Source organism: Flagellimonas oceani, assembly GCF_011068285.1.
GTDB classification, from domain to species: domain Bacteria; phylum Bacteroidota; class Bacteroidia; order Flavobacteriales; family Flavobacteriaceae; genus Flagellimonas; species Flagellimonas oceani.
The window spans coordinates 3,063,321-3,089,094 of the sequence record NZ_CP049616.1 but is presented as its reverse complement, the minus strand read 5'-3'; the positions used below and the strand labels follow the sequence as shown (position 1 = coordinate 3,089,094).

General features: G+C 42.3%; 18 protein-coding genes. 8 read left to right on the top strand and 10 right to left on the bottom strand.

The window, feature by feature from the left end; all coding sequences use genetic code 11:
- Positions 1-30: 30 nt before the first annotated feature.
- Together xylA and GVT53_RS14110 are read right to left on the bottom strand one after the other, a co-directional pair.
- A complete protein-coding gene (xylA, locus tag GVT53_RS14115) occupies positions 31-1,356 on the bottom strand; it encodes a xylose isomerase (RefSeq protein ID WP_166249153.1) in 1,326 nt (441 codons plus the stop codon).
- A 12-nt stretch (positions 1,357-1,368) separates the two neighbouring features.
- A complete protein-coding gene (locus GVT53_RS14110; protein ID WP_166249152.1) occupies positions 1,369-2,853 on the bottom strand; it encodes a xylulokinase in 1,485 nt (494 codons plus the stop codon).
- A 271-nt stretch (positions 2,854-3,124) separates the two neighbouring features.
- On the opposite strand from GVT53_RS14110, the gene GVT53_RS14105 reads away from it, so the two are divergent.
- Positions 3,125-4,162, top strand: a complete 1,038-nt coding sequence (locus GVT53_RS14105; protein WP_166249151.1) for a LacI family DNA-binding transcriptional regulator — start codon at positions 3,125-3,127, stop codon at positions 4,160-4,162.
- On the opposite strand, the gene GVT53_RS14100 is transcribed toward GVT53_RS14105, so the two are convergent.
- Genes GVT53_RS14100 through GVT53_RS14075 form a run of 6 tightly spaced genes read right to left on the bottom strand, consistent with a single transcriptional unit; the run spans position 4,159 to position 11,302 of the window.
- Complete coding sequence (locus GVT53_RS14100) at positions 4,159-5,445, bottom strand: TRAP transporter large permease (RefSeq protein WP_166249150.1); 1,287 nt, start codon at positions 5,443-5,445, stop codon at positions 4,159-4,161. The two genes, GVT53_RS14105 and GVT53_RS14100, sit on opposite strands and share 4 nt — an antisense overlap.
- The gene (locus GVT53_RS14095) at positions 5,435-5,911 is read right to left on the bottom strand and encodes a TRAP transporter small permease (RefSeq protein WP_166249149.1); all 477 of its coding nucleotides are present in this window, start codon (positions 5,909-5,911) and stop codon (positions 5,435-5,437) included. The genes GVT53_RS14100 and GVT53_RS14095 overlap by 11 nt, the downstream gene beginning before the upstream one ends.
- Complete coding sequence (locus GVT53_RS14090; RefSeq protein WP_166249148.1) at positions 5,911-6,885, bottom strand: TRAP transporter substrate-binding protein; 975 nt, start codon at positions 6,883-6,885, stop codon at positions 5,911-5,913. The genes GVT53_RS14095 and GVT53_RS14090 overlap by 1 nt, the downstream gene beginning before the upstream one ends.
- Positions 6,882-7,553 (bottom strand): bifunctional 4-hydroxy-2-oxoglutarate aldolase/2-dehydro-3-deoxy-phosphogluconate aldolase, encoded by a 672-nt coding sequence (locus tag GVT53_RS14085; RefSeq protein ID WP_166249147.1) that lies wholly within the window; start codon positions 7,551-7,553, stop codon positions 6,882-6,884. Before GVT53_RS14085 ends, GVT53_RS14090 begins: the two co-directional genes overlap by 4 nt.
- A 52-nt stretch (positions 7,554-7,605) precedes the next feature.
- Positions 7,606-9,024 (bottom strand): glucuronate isomerase, encoded by a 1,419-nt coding sequence (gene uxaC, locus GVT53_RS14080; protein WP_166249146.1) that lies wholly within the window; start codon positions 9,022-9,024, stop codon positions 7,606-7,608.
- 19 nt (positions 9,025-9,043) lie between these two features.
- Entirely contained in the window at positions 9,044-11,302 is a 2,259-nt protein-coding gene (locus tag GVT53_RS14075; RefSeq protein ID WP_166249145.1) for a glycoside hydrolase family 3 C-terminal domain-containing protein, read from the bottom strand.
- Between the two features lie 176 nt (positions 11,303-11,478).
- Between GVT53_RS14075 and GVT53_RS14070 the strand changes: the two genes are divergently transcribed.
- The 6 genes from GVT53_RS14070 (at position 11,479) to GVT53_RS14050 (ending at position 18,065) form a co-directional block, all read left to right on the top strand.
- On the top strand, positions 11,479-13,659 hold the full coding sequence (locus tag GVT53_RS14070; RefSeq protein WP_166249144.1) for an alpha-glucuronidase family glycosyl hydrolase: 2,181 nt from the start codon (positions 11,479-11,481) through the stop codon (positions 13,657-13,659).
- A gap of 14 nt (positions 13,660-13,673) precedes the next feature.
- On the top strand, positions 13,674-14,414 hold the full coding sequence (locus tag GVT53_RS14065) for an SDR family NAD(P)-dependent oxidoreductase (protein WP_166249143.1): 741 nt from the start codon (positions 13,674-13,676) through the stop codon (positions 14,412-14,414).
- Positions 14,415-14,441: 27 nt separating this feature from the next.
- Positions 14,442-15,602, top strand: coding sequence for a mannonate dehydratase (gene uxuA / locus GVT53_RS14060; protein ID WP_205791958.1), 1,161 nt, complete (start codon positions 14,442-14,444; stop codon positions 15,600-15,602).
- Positions 15,603-15,753: 151 nt separating this feature from the next.
- Positions 15,754-17,553 carry a carbamoyltransferase family protein gene (locus tag GVT53_RS14055; protein ID WP_166249142.1) on the top strand — a complete coding sequence of 600 codons (1,800 nt, stop codon included), beginning with the start codon at positions 15,754-15,756 and terminating at the stop codon, positions 17,551-17,553.
- Entirely contained in the window at positions 17,554-17,703 is a 150-nt protein-coding gene (locus GVT53_RS21080; protein ID WP_220123541.1) for a DUF5989 family protein, read from the top strand. It abuts the gene before it with no gap.
- A 2-nt stretch (positions 17,704-17,705) separates the two neighbouring features.
- Positions 17,706-18,065, top strand: a complete 360-nt coding sequence (locus GVT53_RS14050) for a hypothetical protein (RefSeq protein ID WP_166249141.1) — start codon at positions 17,706-17,708, stop codon at positions 18,063-18,065.
- A 3-nt stretch (positions 18,066-18,068) separates the two neighbouring features.
- On the opposite strand, the gene GVT53_RS14045 is transcribed toward GVT53_RS14050, so the two are convergent.
- Positions 18,069-19,880 carry an SGNH/GDSL hydrolase family protein gene (locus tag GVT53_RS14045; RefSeq protein ID WP_166249140.1) on the bottom strand — a complete coding sequence of 604 codons (1,812 nt, stop codon included), beginning with the start codon at positions 19,878-19,880 and terminating at the stop codon, positions 18,069-18,071.
- A 263-nt stretch (positions 19,881-20,143) separates the two neighbouring features.
- Between GVT53_RS14045 and GVT53_RS14040 the strand changes: the two genes are divergently transcribed.
- Positions 20,144-22,441, top strand: a complete 2,298-nt coding sequence (locus GVT53_RS14040) for a CRTAC1 family protein (protein ID WP_166249139.1) — start codon at positions 20,144-20,146, stop codon at positions 22,439-22,441.
- A 4-nt stretch (positions 22,442-22,445) separates the two neighbouring features.
- On the opposite strand, the gene GVT53_RS14035 is transcribed toward GVT53_RS14040, so the two are convergent.
- Entirely contained in the window at positions 22,446-25,688 is a 3,243-nt protein-coding gene (locus tag GVT53_RS14035; protein WP_240905025.1) for a VCBS repeat-containing protein, read from the bottom strand.
- Between the last annotated feature and the right edge of the window lie 86 nt (positions 25,689-25,774).

The window sequence follows — 25,774 nt, the reverse complement described above, 5'->3', positions numbered from 1 at the left end:
ACTAGTGGTTTACCTGATCAAAATCGGTAATTAAATATATTGGTTGATGATGTTCTCAAACAATTCCTGCTTACCACTACGCTTTTTAATGTCTTGGTTTGCAGATGCATGTTTGTGAAGATCTTCCAAACGGAGCTTGCCGTCTTCAAAGGACTTTCCGGAACCGGAGTCGAAGGAAGCATAGCGCTCTTTGCGCATTTGGCTGTATTTTGAATTTTCGAGAATATCGCTTGCAGCCATCAAAGCTCTGGCAAAAGCATCCATACCACCGATGTGAGCGTGGAAGATATCTTCCAAATCGGTCGAATTCCTTCTGATTTTGGCATCAAAATTTACACCACCTCCTTGGAAACCGTTTGCTTCCAAAATAATCAACATGGCTTGGGTAAGTTCATAAACATCCACAGGGAACTGATCGGTATCCCATCCATTTTGGTAATCGCCCCTGTTGGCATCGATACTGCCCAGCATGTTGTTATCCGCTGCAATTTGAAGTTCGTGCTCAAAGGTATGTTGGGCCAATGTTGCATGGTTTACCTCTATGTTCAGTTTGAAATCGTCTTGGAGGCCATATTTGTTCAAAAAGCCCAGTACAGTAGCCGAATCAAAGTCATACTGATGTTTAGTGGGCTCCATGGGCTTTGGCTCAATAAAGAAGGTTCCCTTGAAACCTTGTGCACGGGCGTAGTCCTTGGCCATGTGAAGGAATCTTGCCATATGGTCCTGTTCACGGCCCATATCGGTGTTGAGCAGCGACATATATCCTTCTCGTCCTCCCCAGAAAACATAGTTTTCACCACCTAGTTTTATAGTGGCGTCCAATGCATTTTTCACTTGGGCACCGGCGTAGGCCACCACATCAAAATCTGGATTTGTCGCAGCACCGTTCATGTATCTTGGGTTACTGAAACAGTTTGCCGTTCCCCATAGCAGTTTTACGCCGGAATCTGACATTTTCTGCTTGGCATAGTCCGTAATGATTTCCAATCTTTTTTCGGATTCGGCCAATGTTTTTCCTTCATCGATCAAATCAAAATCATGGAAGCAGAAGTAGGGAGCTCCTATTTTTGTGATGAACTCAAAGGCCGCATCCATTTTGTCCTTGGCCTGTTGTATAGGGTCCGTGTTGGTCAACCAAGGAAAATCTTGAGTAGGTGCTCCGAAGGGATCGCCACCAGTTCCGGTAAAGGTATGCCAGTAGGCAATTGCAAATTTAAAATGCTCTTTCATTGTCTTACCGGCAACTACTTTATTCTCGTCGTAATATTTGAAGGACAACGGATTGTCCGATTTTTTCCCTTCAAATGAAATTTTACCTATTCCCTTGAAAAATTCCTTATCTCCTGTTGTAATCATAATATTTAAAGTTCAATTGTGTATGTATTCGTTTAGATTCTTTTTCCATGCTTGATAAGCTTCTTGGTATTTTTCTGCAGAAGCATCTGGTTCGTATGTCTGCTGAACTTTATCGGTGGCGGTTGCTTCTCCAATATTATTGAAGTCACCGGAAGCATAGGCAGCGGCCCTCGCGGCTCCAACAGCACCTGTGGTTTCAACAATATCAATTTTACTATTGGAAAGTGTGGCTATTGTTTTTGAGAAAACACCGGCCCTAAAAAGATTGTCGTTCCCTGCTTTTATGGATGTGATGTCGACACCATCATTTTTTAAAATTTCCATCCCATATACAAACGAAAAAGCAATTCCTTCCAATGCAGCCCTGTATATGTGGGATGCTTTGTGAACGTTGAAATTGATGTTCAACATGCGAGATCCTTTGTTGATGTTGTTCAACATGCGTTCCGACCCGTTTCCAAAAGGCAATATATGAAGCCCGTCCGACCCTATCGGAACCGACTCGGCTTGTTGGTTCATGACATCATATCCGATGCCTTTGCTCAGTTCGGAACGTACCCAACTGTATTGGATTCCCGTGCCGTTGATGCACAATAGTTTGCCGATTCTTGTGTCTTCTTTTGAGTGGTTAACGTGGGCAAAACTGTTGATTCGTGTATGTTCTTGCGTTTTTTTCTGTCCCGATATGGCATACACTACACCCGATGTTCCCCCGGTGGCGGCAATTTCGCCTGGTTCCATGACATTTAGTGCCAATGCGTTGTTCGGCTGGTCTCCTGCCCGGTACATTACTGGTATCCCCTCGGGCAGCCCCGATTCGGCAGCGCCTTGTTTGTTCACAATTCCCTGTTCTGAAAAGGACGGGCAAATTTCGGGGACTGAAGCTGGATCTATACCGGCATCTTCCAGCAACCATGAGGCCGCTTTGTTTTCTTTGAAATCCCACATGATTCCTTCTGAAAGTCCCGATGGGGTAGTGACACTGGAACCGGTAAGTTTCATGGCCAAGAAATCGCCGGGCAGCATAAACTTATCTATTTTGGCAAAGGTGTCGGGTTCATTATCCTTTACCCACTTTAGCTTGGAAAGTGTAAAATTGCCAGGAGAGTTCAATAAGTGGTCTACGCATTTGGATTTTCCTGAGTTTTGGAACAAATTTTCACCAATGTCCACGGCCCTGCTATCACACCAAATAATGGAAGGCCTCAGTACATTTTGAGACTTGTCCACCACCACCAATCCGTGCATTTGGTAAGATATACCGATGCCTTTAATCGTATTTTTATCAATGGAGTTCTTTGCGATGATTTGCTTTGTCGCCAAGCAGGCATATTTCCACCACAGATCGGGGTTTTGTTCGCCCCAGCCTATATTTATCGAATCGATTGGCATTTCTTTTTTAGGTTCCTGCACAACGTCCTTTACTTTGCCAGAACCGGCTTCCACCAAGGCAACTTTTATCGAAGAACTACCAATATCATAGCCTATCCAATACATTGATCAAAAATTACGTATTTTTTATATATATTTTTCAAATATAGTTAACGGAATCGATTGCGTAAATTAAATTTCGATTTTCTTTTTGTGAAGTAGCCTGTATAAAGGGGGTAGAGTACTTAACCTTACTATAAATGTGCCTGAAAGCTGGGATTAAAAAAAATCGATTTTAAAAAATTATTGTATAAGAAAACTAAAAGTTAAATTAGTCGCCAATAGTTCGAGTCCATTGGCATTCCTCGACTTGAATACTCTAATTGCAATTTGAACGATGAAGATTAAAAAAGAGGTTACCATATATGATCTTGCTAAAGAGTTGAACTATTCTCCCTCTACCATTTCGAGAGCGCTGAACAATCATAAGAGTATCAGCAAAAAAACAGTAAAGCGGATTAAAGAAGCCGCCGAAGAAATGGGGTATCGACCGAATAACTTGGCTGCCGGATTAAGGAATAACAAGAGCAATACCATAGGAGTGCTGATTTCCAGGATAAACAGGCCATTTGTCTCTTCACTCATCAGCGGAATTGAAAAAACGGCCCGAAAGGCAGGTTACAATGTGTTGATAAGCCAGTCGAACGATAAATACCAAAGTGAAATCAACAATAGCAATGCCCTTTATGATAGTAGAATCAGCGGTTTAATTGTCTCACTATCCATGGAGACCATCGATATGGAGCATTTCGAAAAATTTATGGAAAATGGTATTCCAATCGTTTTTGTGGATAGGGTTCCCAGCAATTTCAATTCCTACAAAGTGGTCATCGATAACTATACTGCAGGATATTCGGCCACAAAGCATTTGATAGAGCAGGGCTGTAAAAGAATTGCCCATTTTGCGGGTGCCAAGCACCGTAATGTATACTTGGAACGAAAAAAGGGGTATTTGGATGCACTTCGGGAACATGGACTTCCCATTGAGGATAAACTGGTAGTTAATTTTAAGACCTTAAGTTTTGATGAAGGTACCAAAGCCACCGAAAAATTGTTGAAAATGGCCAACCCACCGGATGGTATCTTCGCTGCCAACGATACTACGGGTGTGAGTGCCATAATGTGCGCTAAAAAATTAGGGGTAAAGGTTCCCGACCAATTGGCAGTTATCGGTTTTAACGATGACCCCATTTCATCAATCGTGCAACCACCATTATCTACGGTATCACATCCTGCAAGTAAAATGGGGGCAATTTCTGCCAAAAGAATCCTTGAGCATTCGGCACAGAGTTACGATGCCGACCTTTCTGAAATTACAGTATTGGGAACCGAAATTATTGCACGCGGTTCCTCATTGAGAACGGTAAAATCTTAAAATCCGAAGATACTTGGAAGCCACAGACTCAATTCAGGAAAAACACTCACCAATATAAGAGCCAGAATCATGGCCAAAAATAAAGGGAGCAATGGCCGAATCACTTTTTGGATGGTGGTTTTGCCAACCCCTACCCCTATAAAGAGCACAGAACCTACAGGGGGCGTGCATAGACCTATGCACAGATTCAATACCATTATGATTCCAAAATGTACCGGGTCTATTCCTATGGCAGTCACCACCGGCAAAAATATAGGAGTGAAAATCAATACCGCAGGTGTCATGTCCATAAAAATACCAACAACGAGTAGGATAATGTTGATCAGGATGATGACCATTATCTTATTATCGCTCAATCCCAACAATAACTGGGTCACCGTTTGGGGAATGTTCTCGTAAGAAAGCACCCAGGACATGGAAATGGACACTGCTATAAGTAGCATTACAATGGCAATGGTGGATGCGGATTCCACCAAAATAGGACCAATATCCTTGAGGGATATTTCCTTATAGGCCATTGCCAAAACAAGGCAATAAATAACCGCAACCGATGATGCTTCCGTTGCTGTGAATATTCCCGCCACGATGCCTCCTATTACAACAATCAAAAGGAACAAACTGGGAAGTGCATTTAAAAAAGTGGTCAATATGTTCTTGAAAGAACTACGGTCCGCTGTCGGATATCCTTTTCGTTTGGCCCAGATGTATGCCACGATCATTAAAAGAAGTCCAGTGATGATTCCCGGGAGATACCCTGCCAAAAACAGTGCTCCGATACTTACGCCCCCACTCGCCACCGAATAAATAATAAATATATTACTGGGAGGGATTATAAGTCCTGTAGTGGCCGATGTAACATTTACCGCAACACCAAATCCCTTATCGTAACCTGACTCCTCCATTTTGTCGGACATGAACCCTCCGATGGCGGCGGCAGCTGCACCGGCCGATCCTGCAATAGCCCCGAACAACATGGCGGCCACGATGTTAACATGGGCCAATCCTCCAGGTAGGGCGCCTACCAAACTTTTTGCAAAGGCAATCAAACGCTCTGCAATGCCCCCCTTGTTCATAATGTGGCCTGCCAAAATAAAAAAAGGAATTGCCAAGATGGAAAAACTGTCCAACCCAGTCACCAATCGTTGTGCAATGGTGGTTAGCGCAGGAAATGTGTCAACACTGACCAATAAGGTCAGCATGGATGAAACCCCTAGGCTCCAAGCAACTGGCACGCGAAGGGAAATCAATATGAGAAAACTTAAGATAAGAATACTAATTTCCATTCTTCATGTTTTTTAGTAGATCAAAGAGTTCTGAGAGTTTGTAGTAGAGGATGAAAAAACCTGATATGGGCAACACCATGTTTACAAAGCCGATAGGTAGTTGCAGCGCCGGTGAGGTTTGGCCCAACGCAAAGGAAATATAAACGTATCGCAGACCTCCTATCAAAAAAATAGACACAGCAAAGAGCAATACCACACTAATAACAATGAGGTTAAGGTACTTTTCTTTCTTAGGGTCAAGGTTTTGGGGCCATAGATCAATTGCAATATGTAGCTTTTTCCCCGAAGCATAAGCGGCTCCCAAAATACTGAGCCAAACCAATAAAAATCGAGCAAGTTCATCGGTCCATGAGCTTTGGCTTTCCAATAAATATCTGGTGAACACACCCCAAACAACATCAAGGACCATAGCCCCCAGTAGTATGGCAAGCACCCATTCCAGAAAAGTATCAATGTGTCTTTTCATTATTGTACTTTTTTAATTTCTTCCACCATTTCATATAAATGGCCGTCTTTTTCTTTTAAGGATTGCAGCATTGGTTCCGTTTTTTTTTCAAAAAGCGATTTGTCCGGATATGATACATGAACCCCAGCTTTTTTTATTTCGCTCAAGGCTTCGCGTTCGGCTTTTTTCCAAAGTTTCCTTTGTAAAACCGTAGCTTCCTGAACTGCTTCCATCAACCATTCTTTCTCTTGTGGGTTTAATTTGTTCCAAGTTATTGTTCCGATGACCAAAATATCCGGTATGGAGCTGTGTTCGTTCAAGGAAAAATATTTACAGACTTCATAATGTTTGGATGTGTAAAAACTGGGGAGATTGTTCTCGGCACCATCCACAACACCTTGTTGGAGCGAGGTATAAAGCTCTGCCCAAGAAATTGGGGTAGGGGACCCACCGAATTGTTTGACCATTTCAATGGCGGTGGGGCTTTGCATCACCCGGATTTTCAATCCCTGAAGATCTTCCGGTTTATTGATGGGGGTGTCCTTGGTATAAAAAGATCGGTTTCCGGCATCAAAATAAGTCAATCCTTTCAACCAAAATTGTTCTGACCCCGAAAGCAGTTTTTTACCGATACTGCTGTCGTATATTTTAAATCGATGTGCATTATCGCGAAATATATAGGGGTAACCCAGAACTTTTAGGTCTGGTGAAAAGTTCTCCATTACAGCAGCAGATACTTTGGTCATGCCCAAACTTCCGATTTGTAACAATTCCAAGCATTGCTTTTCCGAACCCAACTGACTACTGGGGTAAATTTCAACTTTAAGTTTGCCTTCTGATTTTTTTTCTACCAAATCGGCCATATGCACCATTGCCTCGTGTACAGGATGGTTTACACTTAGACTGTGCGCCAGTTTAATGGAATTGACATCCTTGTTCTCCGATCGGCACGAAAGAAAAAAGACAAAAATTATGGGCAACCACCACGATTTCATACTTTTTTAATTTCTTGTATGATGGCAAGTACTTCTTTCACCTTTTGGGTGATGAGGCTGAAATTCCCTGTTATCAATGCTTGCTTGTCTATGAGCTTGGAGCCCATACCCACACAGGTAGCACCCGCATCGAACCAACCGGTCAAATTTTCTTTGGTGGTGTCCACCCCACCCGTGGGCATAATATTGGTCCAAGGTTGTGGCCCTTTAACCGCTTTGATGAACTGTGGGCCATAGACTTCCGCAGGGAATAGCTTTACCACTTCGCATCCCAGTTCCTCCGCTCTTGTAATTTCGGTAAGGGTACCGCACCCGGGAGACCAGAAAATCTTTTTTCGATTACAGATAATGGCAATGTCCTCGCGCAATACAGGGGTAACCACAAATGAAGCTCCCATATTGATGAAATTGGACGCCGTAGCGGCATCGGTAACGGAACCTACTCCCAAGATCATGTCCGGGCATTCCTTATTACAGAAGTCCACCAATTGGGAAAATACCCGCTCTGCATTCTCACCACGATGGGTGAATTCAAATAATCTTGCACCGCCATCATAACAAGCTTTTACCACCTGTTGCACCATTTTGGAGTCGGAATTATAGTATAGTGGGACGAATCCGGTATCGCCCATAGTTTTAAAAACCTCGTTTCGGGTATATTTTTTCATGTATCTACTAATGTTTGTTAAGTCAAAATTTTTTTATGTAACACTATGATTTTTAGCTATTTTTTATCGTGCTGGGAAATTGAAAAAATGTTTTGGCATTGTTGTAGGTTATGTCCTCCACGATTTTTCCGATCCATTCAATGTCATTGGGTAGAAGACCCTCCTTAAGATCATTGCCCAGCATGTTGCAGAGCACCCTTCTAAAATATTCGTGCCTAGGAAAGGACAGTAAGCTTCGGCTATCGGTGAGCATACCTACCGAGCAGCTTAGCAATCCTATATTGGACAATGTGTTCAACTGGTTTTCAATACCTTGCTTTTGGTCCAAAAACCACCAAGCGGCACCAAATTGAACCTTCGATTTGATTCCCTCTCTCGTAAAATTCCCTGCCATAGTCGCAAAAACTTCATTGTCCGATGGGTTGGAATTGTATAGAATGGTCTTGGGTAGACTATCTTTCATGTTCAATTGGTTCAGAAAACTGGCCAGTTGTTCGGCATGTTGATAGTCCCCGATGCTGTCTACTCCGGCATCGATACCGACTTTGTTCAGGATTGCTTCGTTGGTATTCCTTATTGGGCCCAAATGCAATTGCATAACCCAATTTTTCTCATGGTATAATTGCCCAAGGGTATTCAGTATTGCCGTTTTGTAAATGGCAACTTCCTTCTTGGAAATTGATTTTTCCTCAAAGCGAAGGGATAAAATGGTATTCACTTGATCTTCGGTATATTCAAATCCATACGCATGGGATAAACCATGATCGGAGAGTCTACATCCATTTTTATGAAAGTAATCGACTCTTTTTCGAATCGCTTCTTTCAAGGAATCAAAATCGGTGATCTTGATACTTGTGATTCTGGACAGGGCATTTAGGTAGTCAATAAAACCAACATTGTCAATATCGATCAATCCATCGGGTCTAAACGTGGGCAGTACGTTAACGGGATAGTCAGATTCAGCTAGTTGGGAATGATAACGTAAATCGTCCAATGGGTCGTCCGTTGTGCAGACCACCTCGACATTCATACGCTGAATTAGATTTTGTGGTGAAAAATCCGGATTTTCAAGTTGTTTGTTGCAGTCACGATAAATATCGGAGGCGCTTTTGGCATCCAATAGCTCATCAATGCCGAAATACCTGCTCAATTCCAAGTGTGTCCAGTGGTACAATGGGTTTCTAAGTGAATAGGGTACCGTCTCGGCCCACTTTTGGAATTTTTCTGCGTCGGAGGCATTGCCCGTAATATATTTTTCTTCGATACCCAAGGCCCGCATGGCCCTCCATTTATAGTGATCCCCCTGGATCCAAATTTTGGTCAGGTTGGCAAAATTTCTGTTCTCCGCAATTTCATTGACGGGAAGATGACTGTGGAAATCTATGATGGGTTGATTTTTTGCGAAGTTGTGATATAACTCCTTTGCGTAATCTGTTTGGAGCAAAAAATCTTCCTGTATAAATTTTTTCATGCTTTGATTTAAAATAGATTTAATTAAGGGTGATGGTTCCAGTGCTCATTTGTGGAGCTCCCAGTTCAAAGCTCCGTTGCATGGGACTGCTACCACCTACATACACCTTAAAATTTCCCGGCTCAAAAACTCTTTCACCCTCGTTGTTGACCATTTGGAAAGCTGAAGGGTCTAAAGTGAAAGTAATAGCTTTAGAGCTTTTAGGCTCCAGCCTTACCCTTTGTACCCCGAACAATTGAAAATTTGGAACCGCCACAGAAGCCTCGGTATCCGATATATAGAGTTGTACTACGTCATCAGCCATAACCTCGCTTTCATTCGAAACATCAAGGGATACAGATACTTGGTCATTCTTGGTTATGGATGTTTTTGAAATACTGAGGTCGCCATACGAGAATTCCCCATAGCTAAGGCCATAACCGAAAGGGTAAAGTGGCTCTTGGTCCATATATTTATAGGTTCTTCCTTGCATGGTATAATCTTCATAATCGGGGAGTTGATCCAAGGATTTTGGAAAGGTAATGGGCAATCTTCCGGAAGGGGAAACATTGCCAAAAATAATATCGGCTATGGCATTACCACCTTCTTCCCCGGGATACCAAACCAAAAGTACGGCATCGACCAGTTCGTGTACCTCTGCCAAGTTCATAGGACTACCACCTGTAACAACAGCAATAATAGGACGCTCTCCCGCGGCCTCGCGCAACTTTCTTAAATAGGCAATTTGATTTTGTGGAAGGTTATAGTCGAGTCGATCACCTGCAGTGGCAGATGCCAGAGCGGCTCCTTCTTCACCTTCCAAAAGATTGGAAATGCCCAATACGGCAATGGTGGCATCGCTTGTGCCCGCATTCGGAGAAGCCCAATCCTGTGGATTAAGGGATTCCCTGTCCAATAAGGCTCCCTTTCTATACTGTAGTTGGCTTCCTGGATGAATGGCACCGGCCACTCCTTCCAAAACGGTCACCATTTTTGGGTTTACACCATAGTAGTTGCCTAAAAGAACTTCGGTATTGGAAGCGTTGGGACCTGTCACAAAATATCTTGAAAGGTCGTTCTTTAAGGGAAGTACACCATTGTTCTTTAGCATAACGATACTTTTCTGCGCTACTTCCCGTGCTAGGTTTCGATGCTCGTCGCTGTCAATCACATCGGTCGGAATATCGTCATAGGGATTGCTTCCTTTTGGGTCAAAAAGTCCCAATTTAAAACGGGTGCGAAGCAAAATTGCGAGTTGCTCATCAATCTCATCCTCGGTAATGAGTCCTTGTTTTACGGCTTCCGGTAATCCTTTTAAATAGGTACTGCCACAATTAAGGCTCACACCGCTTTTAACCGCAAGGGCTGCTGCTTCGGCCGGAGTATCCACGACCCCATGTCCGCCATTTTCCGGAGAATTATAGAAGTCTTCCAGTGCCCAGCAATCGCTTAGCACATGGCCTTCAAAGTTCCAAGTATCCCGGAGTACGTCCGTGATCAAATAATTGTTGGAACAGCAAGGCTCTCCGTTGGTGCTGTTATAGGCACACATTACTGCTTCGACATCGGCGTCCACTAAAGATTTGAAAGCTGGCAAATAGGTTTCCCAAAGATCTTTTGGGCTAGCTGTGGCATTGAACTCGTGGCGCAGTTTCTCAGGTCCACTATGTACGGCATAATGTTTGGCACATGCGGCGGTCTTTAAATATTTTGGATTGTCCCCTTGGAGCCCTTTAACGAACGATGTACCCAAAATAGAAGTAAGAAAAGGATCCTCGCCATAGGTTTCCTGGCCGCGGCCCCAACGTGGATCCCTAAAAATATTAATGTTCGGTGTCCAAAATGTAAGTCCGCTATACCTAAGATGGTAGCCTTTGTCCTTTGCTGCATTGTGCATCGCCCGTGCCTCATCGGAAATGGCAGAACTCACCCTGAATGCAAGGTCGCTGTCAAAAGTGGCACCAAGTCCAATGGCCTGTGGAAAAACAGTGGCGGTACCAGACCGTCCTACTCCGTGCAATGCTTCGTTCCACCAGCCATATGGAGGTATTCCCAAACGTTCTATTGCAGAGGTGTTGTGCATCATCTGATCCGCTTTTTCTTCCAATGATAATCTCGAAATCAAGTCCGCTACACGATCATCTATGGATAATGAGGTGTCGTAAAAGGGGAATTCATACTGTGTATTCCCCTCGCCGGTTTCTATATTGTTGTTGGTTGAATTATCCGCTTTTTGGTTGCAGGATGGAAATAATAGGGGAACCGCAGCACACAAGAAGAGTATCTTAAAATGTTTCATTGGTTGGCATTTTTAAATCTTTTTCTTCAAATAAATTTCAAATTTCGTAAAAATATCGATTTTTGCAATCGATTGCACTGTACATTTTGTTAATCTATGAATTTTTTAGTTATTTTACTCAACGCAATTGATTGATTTAATAATAAATCAATTTTTTTTTGTGCATTTCCAAAATCATGAGACATATTCTTAAAGAAATAAAGCTTTTCCTTTTTTGTGCTACCATTCTATTGAGCACCAGCGTGTTTTCCTTTTCCAGTGGATACGATCTATGGCTCAAATACGATAAAATTTCTGATGTTGAACTACTTGAAAACTACCGAAAAAACCTTGAAAGTGTTTATTTGGAAGATGGAGGGGAGACCTTGGACATTATTCGAAAAGAACTGTCCATGGGACTTGGAGGTCTATTGGATGAAACGGTTGGTTTCAAAGCTTTTGATACGGCTGAAAACCAACTGATTGTTTCCAAGTTTGGAAGCCTCCCGGAAGTTTTTAAGAGTACGGTCAAAATGGATGCTTTAAAAAAGGAAGGATACATCATCAAATCGATAAAACAGGGAGGTCAATCTTATGTTTTGGTTACCGCAAATAGCGATATAGGGCTTCTTTATGGCACCTTTCATTTACTTCGTGCCCTGCAAATGCATGAATCTTTGGATGGGATTGATATAAAAGAGTCTCCAAAGGTCGATGTACGGATGTTGAACCATTGGGACAATTTGGATAGGACTATCGAAAGGGGTTATGCTGGATTTTCCATATGGAATTGGCAAACTTTACCCGATTATATCGATCAACGATATATTGATTACGCCCGTGCAAATGCATCTATCGGAATCAATGGTACGGCCTTGACCAATGTCAATGCCAATGCGCTTATCTTAACCCCGCAATACCTAGAAAAGGTTAAAGCTTTGGCCGATGTTTTCAGGCCTTATGGTATTAAGGTATACCTCACGGCCAGATTTTCCGCTCCCATGGAAATAGGTGGATTGAGTACTGCGGACCCCCTGGATCCCAAAGTGATTCAATGGTGGAAGGATAAGGCAAAGGAAATCTATAAAAGTATACCGGATTTTGGAGGATTTTTGGTGAAGGCCAACTCTGAAGGCCAGCCAGGTCCTCAAAATTATGGGCGAACACATTTGGATGGAGCCAACTTGTTGGCTGATGCCGTGGCACCTTATGATGGAGTGGTCATGTGGCGGGCTTTTGTTTATTCAGAGCACGATGCCGAAGATAGGGCCAAACAAGCTTACACTGAATTTGTTCCGGACGATGGAAAATATAAGGAAAATGTATTGATCCAGGTAAAAAATGGGCCCATAGATTTTCAGCCAAGAGAACCGTTTCATCCATTATTCGGGGCTATGCCCAATACCCCACTGATGATGGAGTTTCAGATAACAAAGGAGTACTTGGGTTTTGCCACACATTTGGTGTATCTCCCCAAACTATTTGAGGAAGTGCTGCAGAGCGACACCTATCAAAAAGGGAAAGGATCCCTTGTCGCCAAGGTGGTGGACGGTTCCCTGAACAATAAAAAACTAACAGGAATGGCTGGTGTAGCCAATATTGGAACCGATTTCAATTGGACAGGCCATCCGTTCGGACAGGCAGATTGGTACGGATTCGGAAGGTTGGCATGGGACCCTTACATGGACTCCAAAGAGATAGCCGATGAATGGCTGCGCTGTACTTTTGGCAATGAAGAAGAATTTTTGGAACCCATCAAAAAAATGATGATGGAATCTAGGGAAGCGGTAGTCAATTATATGAATCCGCTTGGCCTGCACCATATTTTTGATACCGGCCACCATTATGGACCGGGTCCTTGGGTGGGCAATCTATCACGTCCGGAATGGAATCCGGTATATTACCACAAAGCAGATGAGGAAGGTATTGGTTTTGATAGAACAAAAACAGGTAGCGATGCATTGTCGCAATACGCTCCAGAGTTGGAAAAAATGTACTCCGACCTGGATACCTGCCCAGAAGAATACCTGTTGTGGTTCCACCATTTGCCTTGGGATTATAAGCTCAAAAGTGGAAGAACTTTATGGGATGGTCTTGGAATAAAATATCAAGAGGGAGTGGACCAAGTACGCGAGATGATCACAACTTGGGACAATATGAAGCCTTATGTTGATAATGACACCCACCACCAGGTAAGCATGTTGTTGGATATACAGCTCAAGGAAGCCAAATGGTGGCGAGATGCTTGCATGCTATATTTTCAGACATTTTCAAAAATGGATTTTCCGAAGGAAATGGAAACCCCGGAAAACAACTTGGAATATTATAAATCTTTGAAATTCCCCTATGCGCCAGGTATACGTCCGCGCTGGGATTAAATTAACAATACATAATGGATAAAAAAACAGCCATAGTAACCGGAGGCAACTCTGGACTTGGATATGCAACTGCCAAAAAATTTTGTGACCTAGGCATCAAAACCTATGTGATAGGGCGCACCAAGGAACGTACCGAAGAGGCTTGCGCAGAAATGGGACCAAATGCAGTCGCATTGATCTTTGATTTGACAAAATTGGATGAGATTCCGCAAATTATTCAAAAAATATACGATGATGAGGGACATATTGATATACTCGTAAACAATGCGGGAATCAATATGAAAAAACCATTCACAGAGGTAACCGATGAAGAATTCGAACAAATAGTGCATACCAATCTCTTCAGCGTTTTTGCCATCAGTAGGGAAGTGGTCAAAAAAATGAAAGAAACCGGTGGCGGAAGCATAGTCAATATCAGCTCTATGGCCGCACAATACGGTCTACCTCAAGTAATCGCGTACTCGTCCAGTAAAACGGCCATTGAGGGTATGACGCGTGCCATGGCAGTGGAACTTGCCCAGTTTGGCATAAGGGTTAATTGTATAGCCCCAGGTTTCATCAAAACAAAAATGACCGCGAAGGCATTGGACTCCGATACAGATCGTAAAAATAAAGTGTTTTCAAGGACACCAATGGGTAAAATGGGGCTGCCGGAAGATATTGCGGATGCCGTTTACTTTATGTGTTCAGAGGAATCCAAGTTCGTGACAGGGACCGTTTTGCCCATAGATGGTGGGAACAGTATTGGTTTTTAAAATATGGGAGAGAGACAGATGATCACCATGCAGCAAAATATGCGTTGGTATGGCCCCAATGATGGTATACATCTTCGTGATATCAGACAATGTGGGGTGACGGGAATAGTTACCGCATTGCACCAAATTCCCGTAGGTGAAGTTTGGAGTGTGCACGATATTCAGGAAAGACAACGCATGATTGCTGAGGAGGGCATGGAGTGGACCGTAGTGGAAAGTCTACCGGTCCATGAGGATATCAAAAGAAAGGGAGGTGATTTCCAGCAATATATTTCCAATTACAAAAAAAGCCTTGAGCATTTGGCCGAATGTGGCCTAAAAGTGGTGGCATATAATTTTATGCCCATTTTGGATTGGGTTCGCACCGATCACGCATTTGTTAACCCCGACGGAACCAAAGCCCTCCTTTTTGATGAGATAGCCTTTATATTTTTTGATGTCTTTTTGTTGAAAAGACCCGGAGCGGAAAGCGATTATTCCACAGATAAGGTGGAAGAGGCTTCGGAATATGGAAAAACTTTGAGTCAGGATCAAAAGCACCAACTGTTTAACAATGTTTTATTGGGATTGCCCGGAAGCGATGAAAGTTTTACACCAGAGAAGATTTTGACCCTACTGGATGCCTACAAAGGGATTGATGACCGAACACTGCGGAGCAATTTGGTTCACTTTCTTTCCGAAGTTGCTCCCGTCGCTGAAAAAGTGGGCATAAAGTTGGCGATACACCCGGACGACCCTCCTTTTTCGGTTTTGGGCTTGCCAAGGGTGGTATCCACAGAAGAGGATTTGGCGCAAATTTTGTCGGGAGTTCCTGTAAATGCCAATGGACTGTGTTACTGCACAGGTTCTTTGGGTGCACATCCCAAAAACAATCTTTCAAGAATTATAGATACACATGGTGACCGCATTTATTTTTTGCATTTAAGGAACGTCAAAAGAGAAGATGGAAAACGCTTTAGGGAGTCCGAACACCTTTATGGTGACAATCCCATGGAAGAAATTATTGAGAAGCTACTGTTGTTGATGAACAAGAACGGAGCAGCACTTCCCATGAGGCCCGATCATGGGTTCCTGCATTCAATGGAGGGTAAGGAAAAGTACCCTGGATATTCTTTAATTGGAAGGCTTAAAGGATTGGCGGAAATAAGGGGAGTGGAGCTGGGCTTGGCCCATAAACTAAAAACATAACACAGGTTTCATGGTGCATATCTAGGTAATGATGGTTGCCAGCGAAGTCTTCATGGGACACTTAACAATATTGTGTTCCCAATAATAAAGCATTTACAACTATTTCTTGTTATTTTAAAGTTCATATTGCCCAAAAATAGAAGCAAAGGGTATGAAAATTCTTGGTATTTCGGCTTACTATCACGATTCCGCAGCGGCTATTATTGTTGACGGTAAAGTGCTGTTCGCCGCCCAAGAAGAAAGATTTACGAGGATAAAGAACGATGCATCCTTTCCTGAAAATGCCATACAATTTTGCCTTTCCGAATCAGGATTGGCCTATGAAGATATTGATGTAATTGCTTTTTATGATAAACCGTTCCTGAAATTTGAACGGTTGCTGGAAACCTATTACGCTTTTGCGCCCAAAGGTTTTAAATCCTTCGCCAAGGCAATGCCATTGTGGTTAAAGGAAAAGCTCTTCATCAAACAGTTTATTAGAAAAAAGCTCAAAAAATTGGGGGCTAAAAATTCGGGAAAGATCGCTATCAATTTTCCAGAACATCACTTGTCACATATTGCCAGTGCATTTTATACCTCCCCATACGCCCAATGTGCATTTTTAACGGTGGACGGGGTAGGGGAATGGACGACCACTTCGTATGGGGTTGCCAGCGGGGAAAATGGAATTCAAGTATTGGGGGAACTCTATTTTCCGGATTCATTGGGTCTCTTTTACTCGTCATTCACTTATTTTTTGGGGTTTGAGGTGAACTCGGGAGAATATAAAATGATGGGGTTGGCTTCGTATGGCAATGAAGCATCCGAGCAGGTGGCAAATTTCAAGGAGATCATCAAAAGGCATCTTGTGGATATCAAGCCCGATGGCTCGATAAAACTCGATATGGATTTTTTTGAATATCCATATGGGTTACAAATGGTCAATCCAAAGCGGTGGGAGCAGCTGTTCGGAATCAAAAAACGTCAGCCTGGAGAAAAGTTGGAACAAAAACATGCCAATTTGGCCTTTGCAGCTCAAAAAGTTCTAGAGGAAGTTTTGTTGAGTTTAATAAGATTCATAAAAAAGGAAACAGGAGAAAAATTCTTGTGCTTTGCAGGTGGGGTGGCCTTGAACTGTGTGGCAAATTCGGTACTCTTCAACCAAAAGATTTTTGAGGATATTTATGTGCAGCCCGCAGCTGGAGATGCGGGTGGCAGTTTGGGAGCTGCTCTGGCCGTGGCCCATATTCAGGAAAAACACAATTTTGAAGGTGCCCAAAATCCCTTTAATGTGTATATGGGACCCAGATTTTCAAATCTGGATGTTGAACGGGTGTTGCGCAAGCACAAGTCCAGTTATCGGTATTTTGAAAATAAGGATGAGCTGATAAGAGCCATCGCCGGATATTTGGCAGAGAAAAAAGTGGTGGGCTGGTTTCAGGGCAGAACTGAGTTTGGTCCAAGGGCTCTGGGTAACCGCAGTATATTGGCCAACGCTTCGGACCCGGAAATGCAGCATACCCTGAACATGAAAATAAAGTTTAGGGAAGGTTTTAGACCTTTTGCACCAGCTGTCTGCAAAGAAGATTATAACGACTATTTTGAGGAAGGAAAGCAATCTCCGTACATGTTGTTTACAAGCAAGGTGAAGAAAAAACTTAGAAAGGAGCTTCCTTTTGACTTTGAAAATATGAATCTGGATGAAAAGCGCAAGGTTCCAAAGTCGGATTTACCGGCCATTACCCATATTGACCATTCGGCAAGGGTTCAGGTGGTCGACAAACAAATGAATCCGCTTTTTTGGAATTTGATTCAGGAATATAAAAAGATATCGGACGTAGGCGTGATTATCAATACGAGTTTTAACCTTAAGGATGAGCCAATCGTCAATAGCCCGGAGGATGCCTATATTTGTTTTATGAAATCCGAAATGGACATATTGGCCCTTGAAAATTATTTAATCGTAAAGTAAATGGAATTTATCAGTGAATTCTTCCTGTTTTTAAAAGAACGAAAAAAATGGTGGTTGATACCCCTGATCATCATATTCATAATTTTCGGTGTGCTGATATTTTTGACCAGTAGTTCGGCTCTTGCCCCTTTTATTTACACAATATTTTAAGGATGACAAGGGAAAAAGGACTGGAAACTATTCTGGTATTGGTGTTGGCATCATTGATTTTGTATTTAAAGTTTGATACTAAATGGCTATTGTATTTGAGCTTGTTTTTTTTGGTGGTATCAGTGATTTCTGCAAAGTTAACGATTATCATCGGTAAAATATGGTTCACGTTTTCCCATTATTTTGGAATGGTGATGAATGTGCTGATCATGTTTCTGATTTTTTATATCATCCTGACCCCATTATCCTTTTTACAGAAATTGGCTAAAAAGAATAAAATACTTCAAAAGCCGAATGGAGAAACGTATTTCCACCAGCGTAATCATATTTATACTGTAAGGGACGTCGAAAAACCTTGGTAAATATTACGATATTGAATCCCTTACCTTTAGGAGCTCTTGATGGATTTCTTCAAACCTGCTAACCTTAAGCCCGCCTTCTTGAGCACTGGAGAGTAAATCCTTGGCGAGCTTAGTTTTGCCGAGCATCATATAAGCTTTGGCGAGTCCTTCAATGGAAGCCCTATTTTTATCCAAATAATTGGATTTTGAAAAGTAGTATTCCGCCTTCTCAAAATCTTCCAGTTGCAGGCACATGTTTCCGGCCATTTGGTAGACCCTGCCTTGTTCGGGATATTCAAAAATCAGCGTTTCGGCAACGGTCAGTGCTTTTTTATATTTTTTGTCCGTTTTATATGAATTAAAAGCCAAAGCCATGGCATTGTCCCATTTTGCCTTCTTTTTATGAAGGTCTTGGGCCAAAAGCTCTTCAAAAGATCCTCCTTCGCTATAACTTGTAGCCGGTCGCTTGCCGGACATATCCATATCGTATGGCCATGATTTCTTGAGTTCGTCTACAACCAATTTTCCTTGAATGGAGTCAATTTGGGTTGTAGGTATGTCAACGAAAGCTTCAGCGTAACCGATGTAATTTTCCCAATTGTCCAAAACATTCAACGCTCTCATTTTGTTGTAAAAGGCATCCGCCATTAAAAACTGTCCTTTGATGTTCGGGTGTACATGTTCTGTCATCAATTCATTCCCAACTATGTTGTGGGGCGAGTGGGAGTTGAACACCTGTCTCATATCTACCAGTGCCGTATTGTACTTTTTGGATAGGTTCACAACGATATCGTTAATTTTCTCTGGTGCCCGAAACCTTAGCAAGTCCAGTTCCTTTGCCAATTTGAGATATTTTTGGGCCGAATCTTGGTTTTTTTCGAGATAATGGCGCCCCAACATAAATGCGGCCATGGCATTTTTACTTGCCATGGTGTGGGCTTCCGGGCTGTTTTTTTCCATTGCCGATTCAAAACCCTCCCTATTTTCGATGGTATCGCTGATAAAAGGTTCAATATCCTTTTCATTGCTGACAACGGTCGACAATATTACTGGAATATCGTTTTTTTTGTAGCTAGACAAAATTTTGTCCAGATTGCCCTCAAATTGCTTCAAGCCGTCATTGTAGACATCTGAATTATAGGGTATCCGTTGTTCTTTTACCATTACTTCCATTAAGGTGGTGCTTCTCTCCGAAGGCTTTTGCGAGTATGCTTCTGCTGTGTTTGACCCCAAAAGCGTGTAATAGCTGTTTTCAAAAAGTTGGAACGACCGCAGTTTTTTTAGGGTTAGATAGGTTCTGATCAAAAAAGGGTGGGAACCGTAAGAAATGGAGGAGCCCGTCCCGAGTGCCCCATAGTATTCATTATGACCCGCATAAATGATTACCAAATCAGGTTTTTCCACAATAATATCATCCGTTAAGTCCCAGAGGGTATAGGAATTCACAGCGGTAATCCCTGTATTTATCACTTCAATGTTTTTGTCGGGGAACGTTAGTGAAAGTCTGTGCTTCAACATTCTGGGGAATGACCCTCCCCTGTAAAACGGAAAGCCGACAACGGTAGATGCACCCTGTACAACAACACGAAAAGTGCTATCCGTCTTGGTTTCTAAAAATAAATCGGCTTGATTATCGGATCGCAGGCCATTATCCTTAAAATACTTGCCTGCGATTCGTTTGTTCATGACAAGATAATCTGGCTTGTTCTCAATAGGCACTTTATGAAAAAGTTGGTAGTCTTCACCATATCCAGAAACCCGAAGAATAACCTCCAACAGCAATAACAATATTAATGGAAGACAAACAGCAACTATCTTGAATATAATTTTTTTCATACTGTGAAAATAAGTTTATAGCCACCTTGATTGCATCAATTTTGTAGCGTTTAAGTGTTAAAACGGTATTTTGATTGCACAGAAAACAGTTTACGCAACCGATTTAGCATTTAAAATTAATAAATTCGAATTTTAAATATGCAGTTGGGGGAAAAGGATCTGATTTTCGATGAGGATATGGTCTAATTACAAGTCCTTAAAACCATTGTACAATCTTTGCCAACACGTACGGAATCAAACCAAAACATCTTTAAATCTTTAAAATGTTCCACTCTTTCAGAAAATCCTTTCATGTTGTTATAGGAGCCATTTGTGTGTTACAATTTTTTGCCTGTAAAGATGCAAAGAAGAGTGCGCCAAAACCAACTGTTGACTTTAATATTCCCACCAGGGCCGATGGTGAAGCAGATGCCCAAACAGTTGAGATGATCGGTAGGGTTCGGAATGCCGTGGGCAAGATCGATATTACCAATGTACCGTACATGCTCAACAGTAAAAAAGCAGCTTTTTATGAGGATCAATTAAAGCGTCTAACGGGTAAGAGCCGGATCAATGTGCTATTCAAATATGCTTTGGAATTACTCAACACAGGCAGAACCAATGAGTCGATTGATGCGATTCAAGAAGTCCTCACAGCTGCAACCGCCAGTACGGCCAATGTTCGGCCCGAAATCATCTTTGCCATTAAAAAGCAATTGGCCATTGCTTACATGCGAAAAGCGGAGCAGGATAACTGCATCATAAACCATAATGCAGAATCGTGTATTATTCCGTTGAGCCCAAGGGCACAACACATTTTGACCGAAGGTTCCGAGAAAGCCATTGCCCTCCTCAACGAGCTACTTGAAATGAACCCTAATGATCTGGAATGTCAATATTTGCTCAATATCGCGCATATGACCTTGGGTAGCTATCCTCAAGATGTTCCTGATCGGTTCAAGTTGCCCGAATCACACTTCGCCAATTCTTCAGCGTTTCCGCATTTTACCGATATCGCTATGAATTTAGGGGTAGATGAAAAGGAAATGGCGGGCGGTACCTGTATCGACGATTTCAACGGGGATGGGTATCTTGATATTTTAGCATCTTCATGGGGGTTTGAAGACCAAATCAAATATTTCGAAAATGATAGGGTTGGTGGATTTGTGGATAAAACCTTGGAAGCTGGATTAAAAGGTGTTACGGGAGGTCTTAACCTCAGACACGCCGATTATAATAATGACGGGCATTTGGATTTTGTGATTTTGAGAGGTGCTTGGTTGTCCATTAACGGTGGAATCCCCAATTCCCTAATGCGAAATAATGGCGACGGCACTTTTACCGATGTCACTTTGGAAGCTGGGGTGTATTCTTTGAATCCTACACAAACAGCGGTTTGGATGGACGTTGACCTTGATGGATGGTTGGATTTGTTCATTGCCAACGAGTGGAATGATAGGAACAAGAGCTACTGTGAGCTATACTTGAACCAGCAGGATGGGACTTTTAAAAATGTCGCCAAGGATGCAGGCATTACCGTGAAAGGATTTTTTAAAGGTGTGGCAACTGGCGATTTGAACAATGATTTATATCCAGATCTTTACCTTTCCAATTACATGGGATTGAACACTTTGTATATGAACACGACCAAGGAAAAAGGAGTCCCCTCTTTTGAAAAAACAGAGGAATCTGCTGGAGTTTCCAATCCGGTAGCGAGTTTTCCTACATGGATTTTTGATTATGACAACGACGGATTTGAGGATATTTTTGTCTCTGGATATTCGTCCGCGGACATTCTTCCTACGGAAATGATGCTTCGCAACTTAAGAAGCAATGCCACAGATTACAGACCTTTGCTGTATAAAAACAATGGTGATGATACTTTTACCGAAGTGTCCTTGGATGTAAATTTAAGTGAGCCTATTGCAACCATGGGATGTAATTTTGGTGACCTGGACAACGATGGCTTCCTTGATTTTTATCTGGCAACGGGAGACCCGAGTTACTTTTCCATTGTTCCCAACAGAATGTTCCACAATGTGCGAGGGGAAAAATTTGAGGACGTGACCTACAGTGCGGGGTTTGGCCATATTCAAAAAGGACATGCCATTGGATTTGGTGATTTGGATATGGATGGTGACCAAGATATTTATGCAGTAATGGGCGGTGCATTGGAAGGGGATACTTTTGGAAACCTGTTGTTTGAAAATCCTATGGGCAACAAAAACAATTGGATCAATATTGTACTGGAAGGCATCCAAAGTAATCGCTCCGCGATTGGGGCCAAAATCGTCGTTACCATTGTGGAAAATGGGAAAGAGCGAAAAATCTATCATTCGGTAGGAACTGACTCCAGTTTTGGGGGCAACAGTTTAATGGAAGAGATAGGGCTGGGCAATGCCAAGAAGATCAAGAAACTTGAGATCAAATGGCCTTATCGTTCCCAAAATACTTCCGTTTTTACCGATGTTCAAGTAAATCAGGTCATAAAGATCAAGGAAGACGGAAGCGTTCAACAACTGCGACTACCGAAGATCACTTTCAATAAAAAGGAGGCAATGCACCATCATGATATGGAATAGTCCGTTATTCCATTTTAAAAATGGTCAAAGGTCTATTGTTGTTCGCAATAAAGAGGTAAGGCTTTTGGTTCAAGGTCACCATTTTCATTTGTTTTGCATTCAACCCGTTGTAAAAGCTAACGTCTTTGTAAGTTTTCATATTTCCTTCCGAATCACCCAATAGAATGTAACCTATGTTGGAATCATATTTTACCGTTTCCACTTCGGATTCGTGGATGGCGCCGGAACCGATGACGTCCATATGTCCATCTTTGTTTACATCAGCAAAGACAAAGGACATGGTGGGCCCCAGTTGTGCACTGGTGGGCAAATGCTTTACGGTAAACGATCCGTTGCCCATGTTTTCCAAATAGACGGATTCAAACTCGGTAGCTTTTTTGTGAAATGAGTTTTCAATTTCTTCTTCGCCATAGATATCGATAAGACTGGAGTTGGCGAATTCCTCGTAGCTCTTTATTTTTTGGCTTACAAAAGCGTTTTGGCTTGTTGAGCATTCTTTTCCGCGAACGGGAACCAGCTTTCCCTTGTAGATTTTGCTCAATATCATATCATAGTGGCCATCACTATCAAAATTGTTCCCATATACGTGCAAGGGTTTTTCTTTGGAAGGATGAAATTTGTTGTTGGCGCCCAGATTACCAACAAAATAATCCATATCGCCATCATTGTCAAAGTCTATTTCGGAAACGGTGTTCCACCAACCTTCAGTTTCGCTCAATACATCTATGTCATGCTTCTGGAAAATTCCTTCCTGAATATCAAAAATGGTAATGGGCATCCATTCGCCCACGACAATCAGGTCTTTTTGGTTGTCACCATCATAATCCGACAATAAAATATCGTTCACGAGGCCTATTTCCTGAAAATCAGGGGCTACATTTTGCGTGACATCAACAAAGCTTCCGTTGGTGTTTCTTAAAACATAAGATCTTGGCGATAAGGGATATTTACCGGGTATGACACGCCCTCCAACGATCAAATCCAAATCACCATCATTATCATAGTCGTGCGAGGCGATGGCTTTGGTGCTGGTCAGCATTTTTGGTAAATTCTTGGATCGGGTAAAATTTGCCTTTCCATCATTTATATACAATCTATCTTGCAACAGCGGGCTGTCCTCATCCAGTTCGTAACCGCCACTTGCCACGTAGAGATCCATATCCCCATCTTTATCGGCATCAAAGAAATGCGCTCCATTATCCTCAAAACCCTTATCCCTATTGAATATTTCTTGTACTGCTTCCGTATATTTTCCATCTTTGGTCTGAAGGTAGATGTGCGCTGATTGACCCGGTCCGCCTCCGAGGAACATATCGGTAAGACCATCATTATTGACATCAGCAACAGCAAAAGCGGGGCCTTGCTGTGATTGTTTCTGAGGCAGCAATACTTGTTTAGAGAAATCATTAAAAGAATTTTCGTCATGCGCATAGGTAATGCCCAGTGCCTCTGGATTCATAGGCACAAAATTCTGGGGCCTTTTGTACCGGGTTTCCGAACCTGGGCCTGCTTCGCTCTTGTCAAAGGTCAAGGTCTGGTTTGCTTGGATGTTTTCCTTTATAGAAATATTACCATCTGCCCAGACTACTTCGACCTTTTTTATGGTTGCTTCGTCGCCTACGCCAAAATTCAATAAAGGAGAAACGGAAGATTGATACCCCCTTGACAAAAAGAGCTCCTGAAACTGTTGGATACTATCAGTGTACACCTTGACCTTGGAACCGATTGCATTTTTATTTTTGCTGTCGCCCACAAGTCTTATGTTCAAAAAATTCGCTGTGGAGTTATTTTCATAAACAAAGGCTTCATCATCAAGGTTGTTCACGACCAGGTCCAAATCGCCATCATTGTCCAGATCGCCATATGCAGCGCCGTTGGAATTGACAGCTTTTTCAAGTCCCCAATCTTCAATAACTTTTTGAAAGGATAAATCTTTTTTGTTCTTGAAGGCGTAATTCTGAAGTTTATCCGAGGGCATTTGGCTCAATATGTCCTCAATGGGCATGGCTTGCAGTGAATCTTCATGGGCATCCAGATAATTGCCGAAATCCTGATTGGCTATTTCGCGTTTAATGCCATTCGTAATAAAAATATCCTTGAAGCCATCCCCGTCAAAATCTGCGATGAGAGGCGCCCAGCTCCAATCGGTCTTGGAAACGCCCGAAACTTGGGCAATGTCGGTAAAATATCCATTGCCGTTGTTCAGATTCAAAACGTTGGACATATAGGGGTAGTGGAATCCTGCCTCTACGATCCACCAAAACCCTTCTGTGTTCATGCTGGCCATGTTTTGCTTGCCCCGGCTGTGATCTTCTGCGGACATGTCCAGTACCAAGAGGTCGGGCAAAAAATCGTTATTGATATCCGCAAAATCAGAACCCATGCTGCTGTAGGATATGTGTTTCATTTGAGTGTTAACCTGATTGGTAAACGTTCCATTTTTATTGTTGATGTATAATTTGTCAGGAGTTATAAAGTCGTTGGCCACAAAGACATCGAGCCATCCATCATTGTTATAATCACCAATGGATGCACTCAAACTGAATTCTTTGTTCACCAAACCACTTTCACGGGTAACATCGGTAAATTTTGCCCCATCATTTCGATAGAGATGGTCGGAGGTTTGCGGGTAGAACATTTTGTCCTCGACAATAGCCTTGAGGTTCACTGAATTTAAGAAATCGTCCCGGTGGTTGATCAAATACATATCCAGATCTCCGTCTTTGTCGTAGTCGAAAAAGTAAGCTTGTATGGAAAAGCCATCATCATCGATTCCCCATTTACGTGCCTCCTCCTTAAAAGTGCCATCTTTCTGGTTTACAAACAGTTTGTTCCTTCTCTGGGCATTATTTTTCAGGGAGGCTGATTTACAAACGTAAATATCCATCCATCCGTCGTTGTTGATGTCTATCATGGTTGCTCCCGTGGTCCAACCTTGGGAATCGTTCACTTTGGCTTTGTCCGTAATATCTTCGAAGGTAAGATTGCCTTTGTTCAGGTAAAGTTTGTTGGATTCCTGGTTGGAGGTAAAATAGATATCATCCAGACCGTCATTGTTGATATCAGCGAGTGCGACCCCCCCACCATTGTACATATCGTAGTAGTTGAGAATATTGAATTCCGCCGTTTCCTTGACCGAGTTTTTAAAGTGGATATTGGTCTTTTCGTTGGGAACCAAGGTGAAGAGTGTATCAGCGGTAGTCTCCTTTTTTTCAACTTTTTTGGGCCCACAAGATATTGCCAGCATCAAAAGCAAAGTAATACTGGTTAATTTTGATAAATGCATAGTTATATGTTTCAAAATATGGAATTCTATAATTAACGCAACCGTTT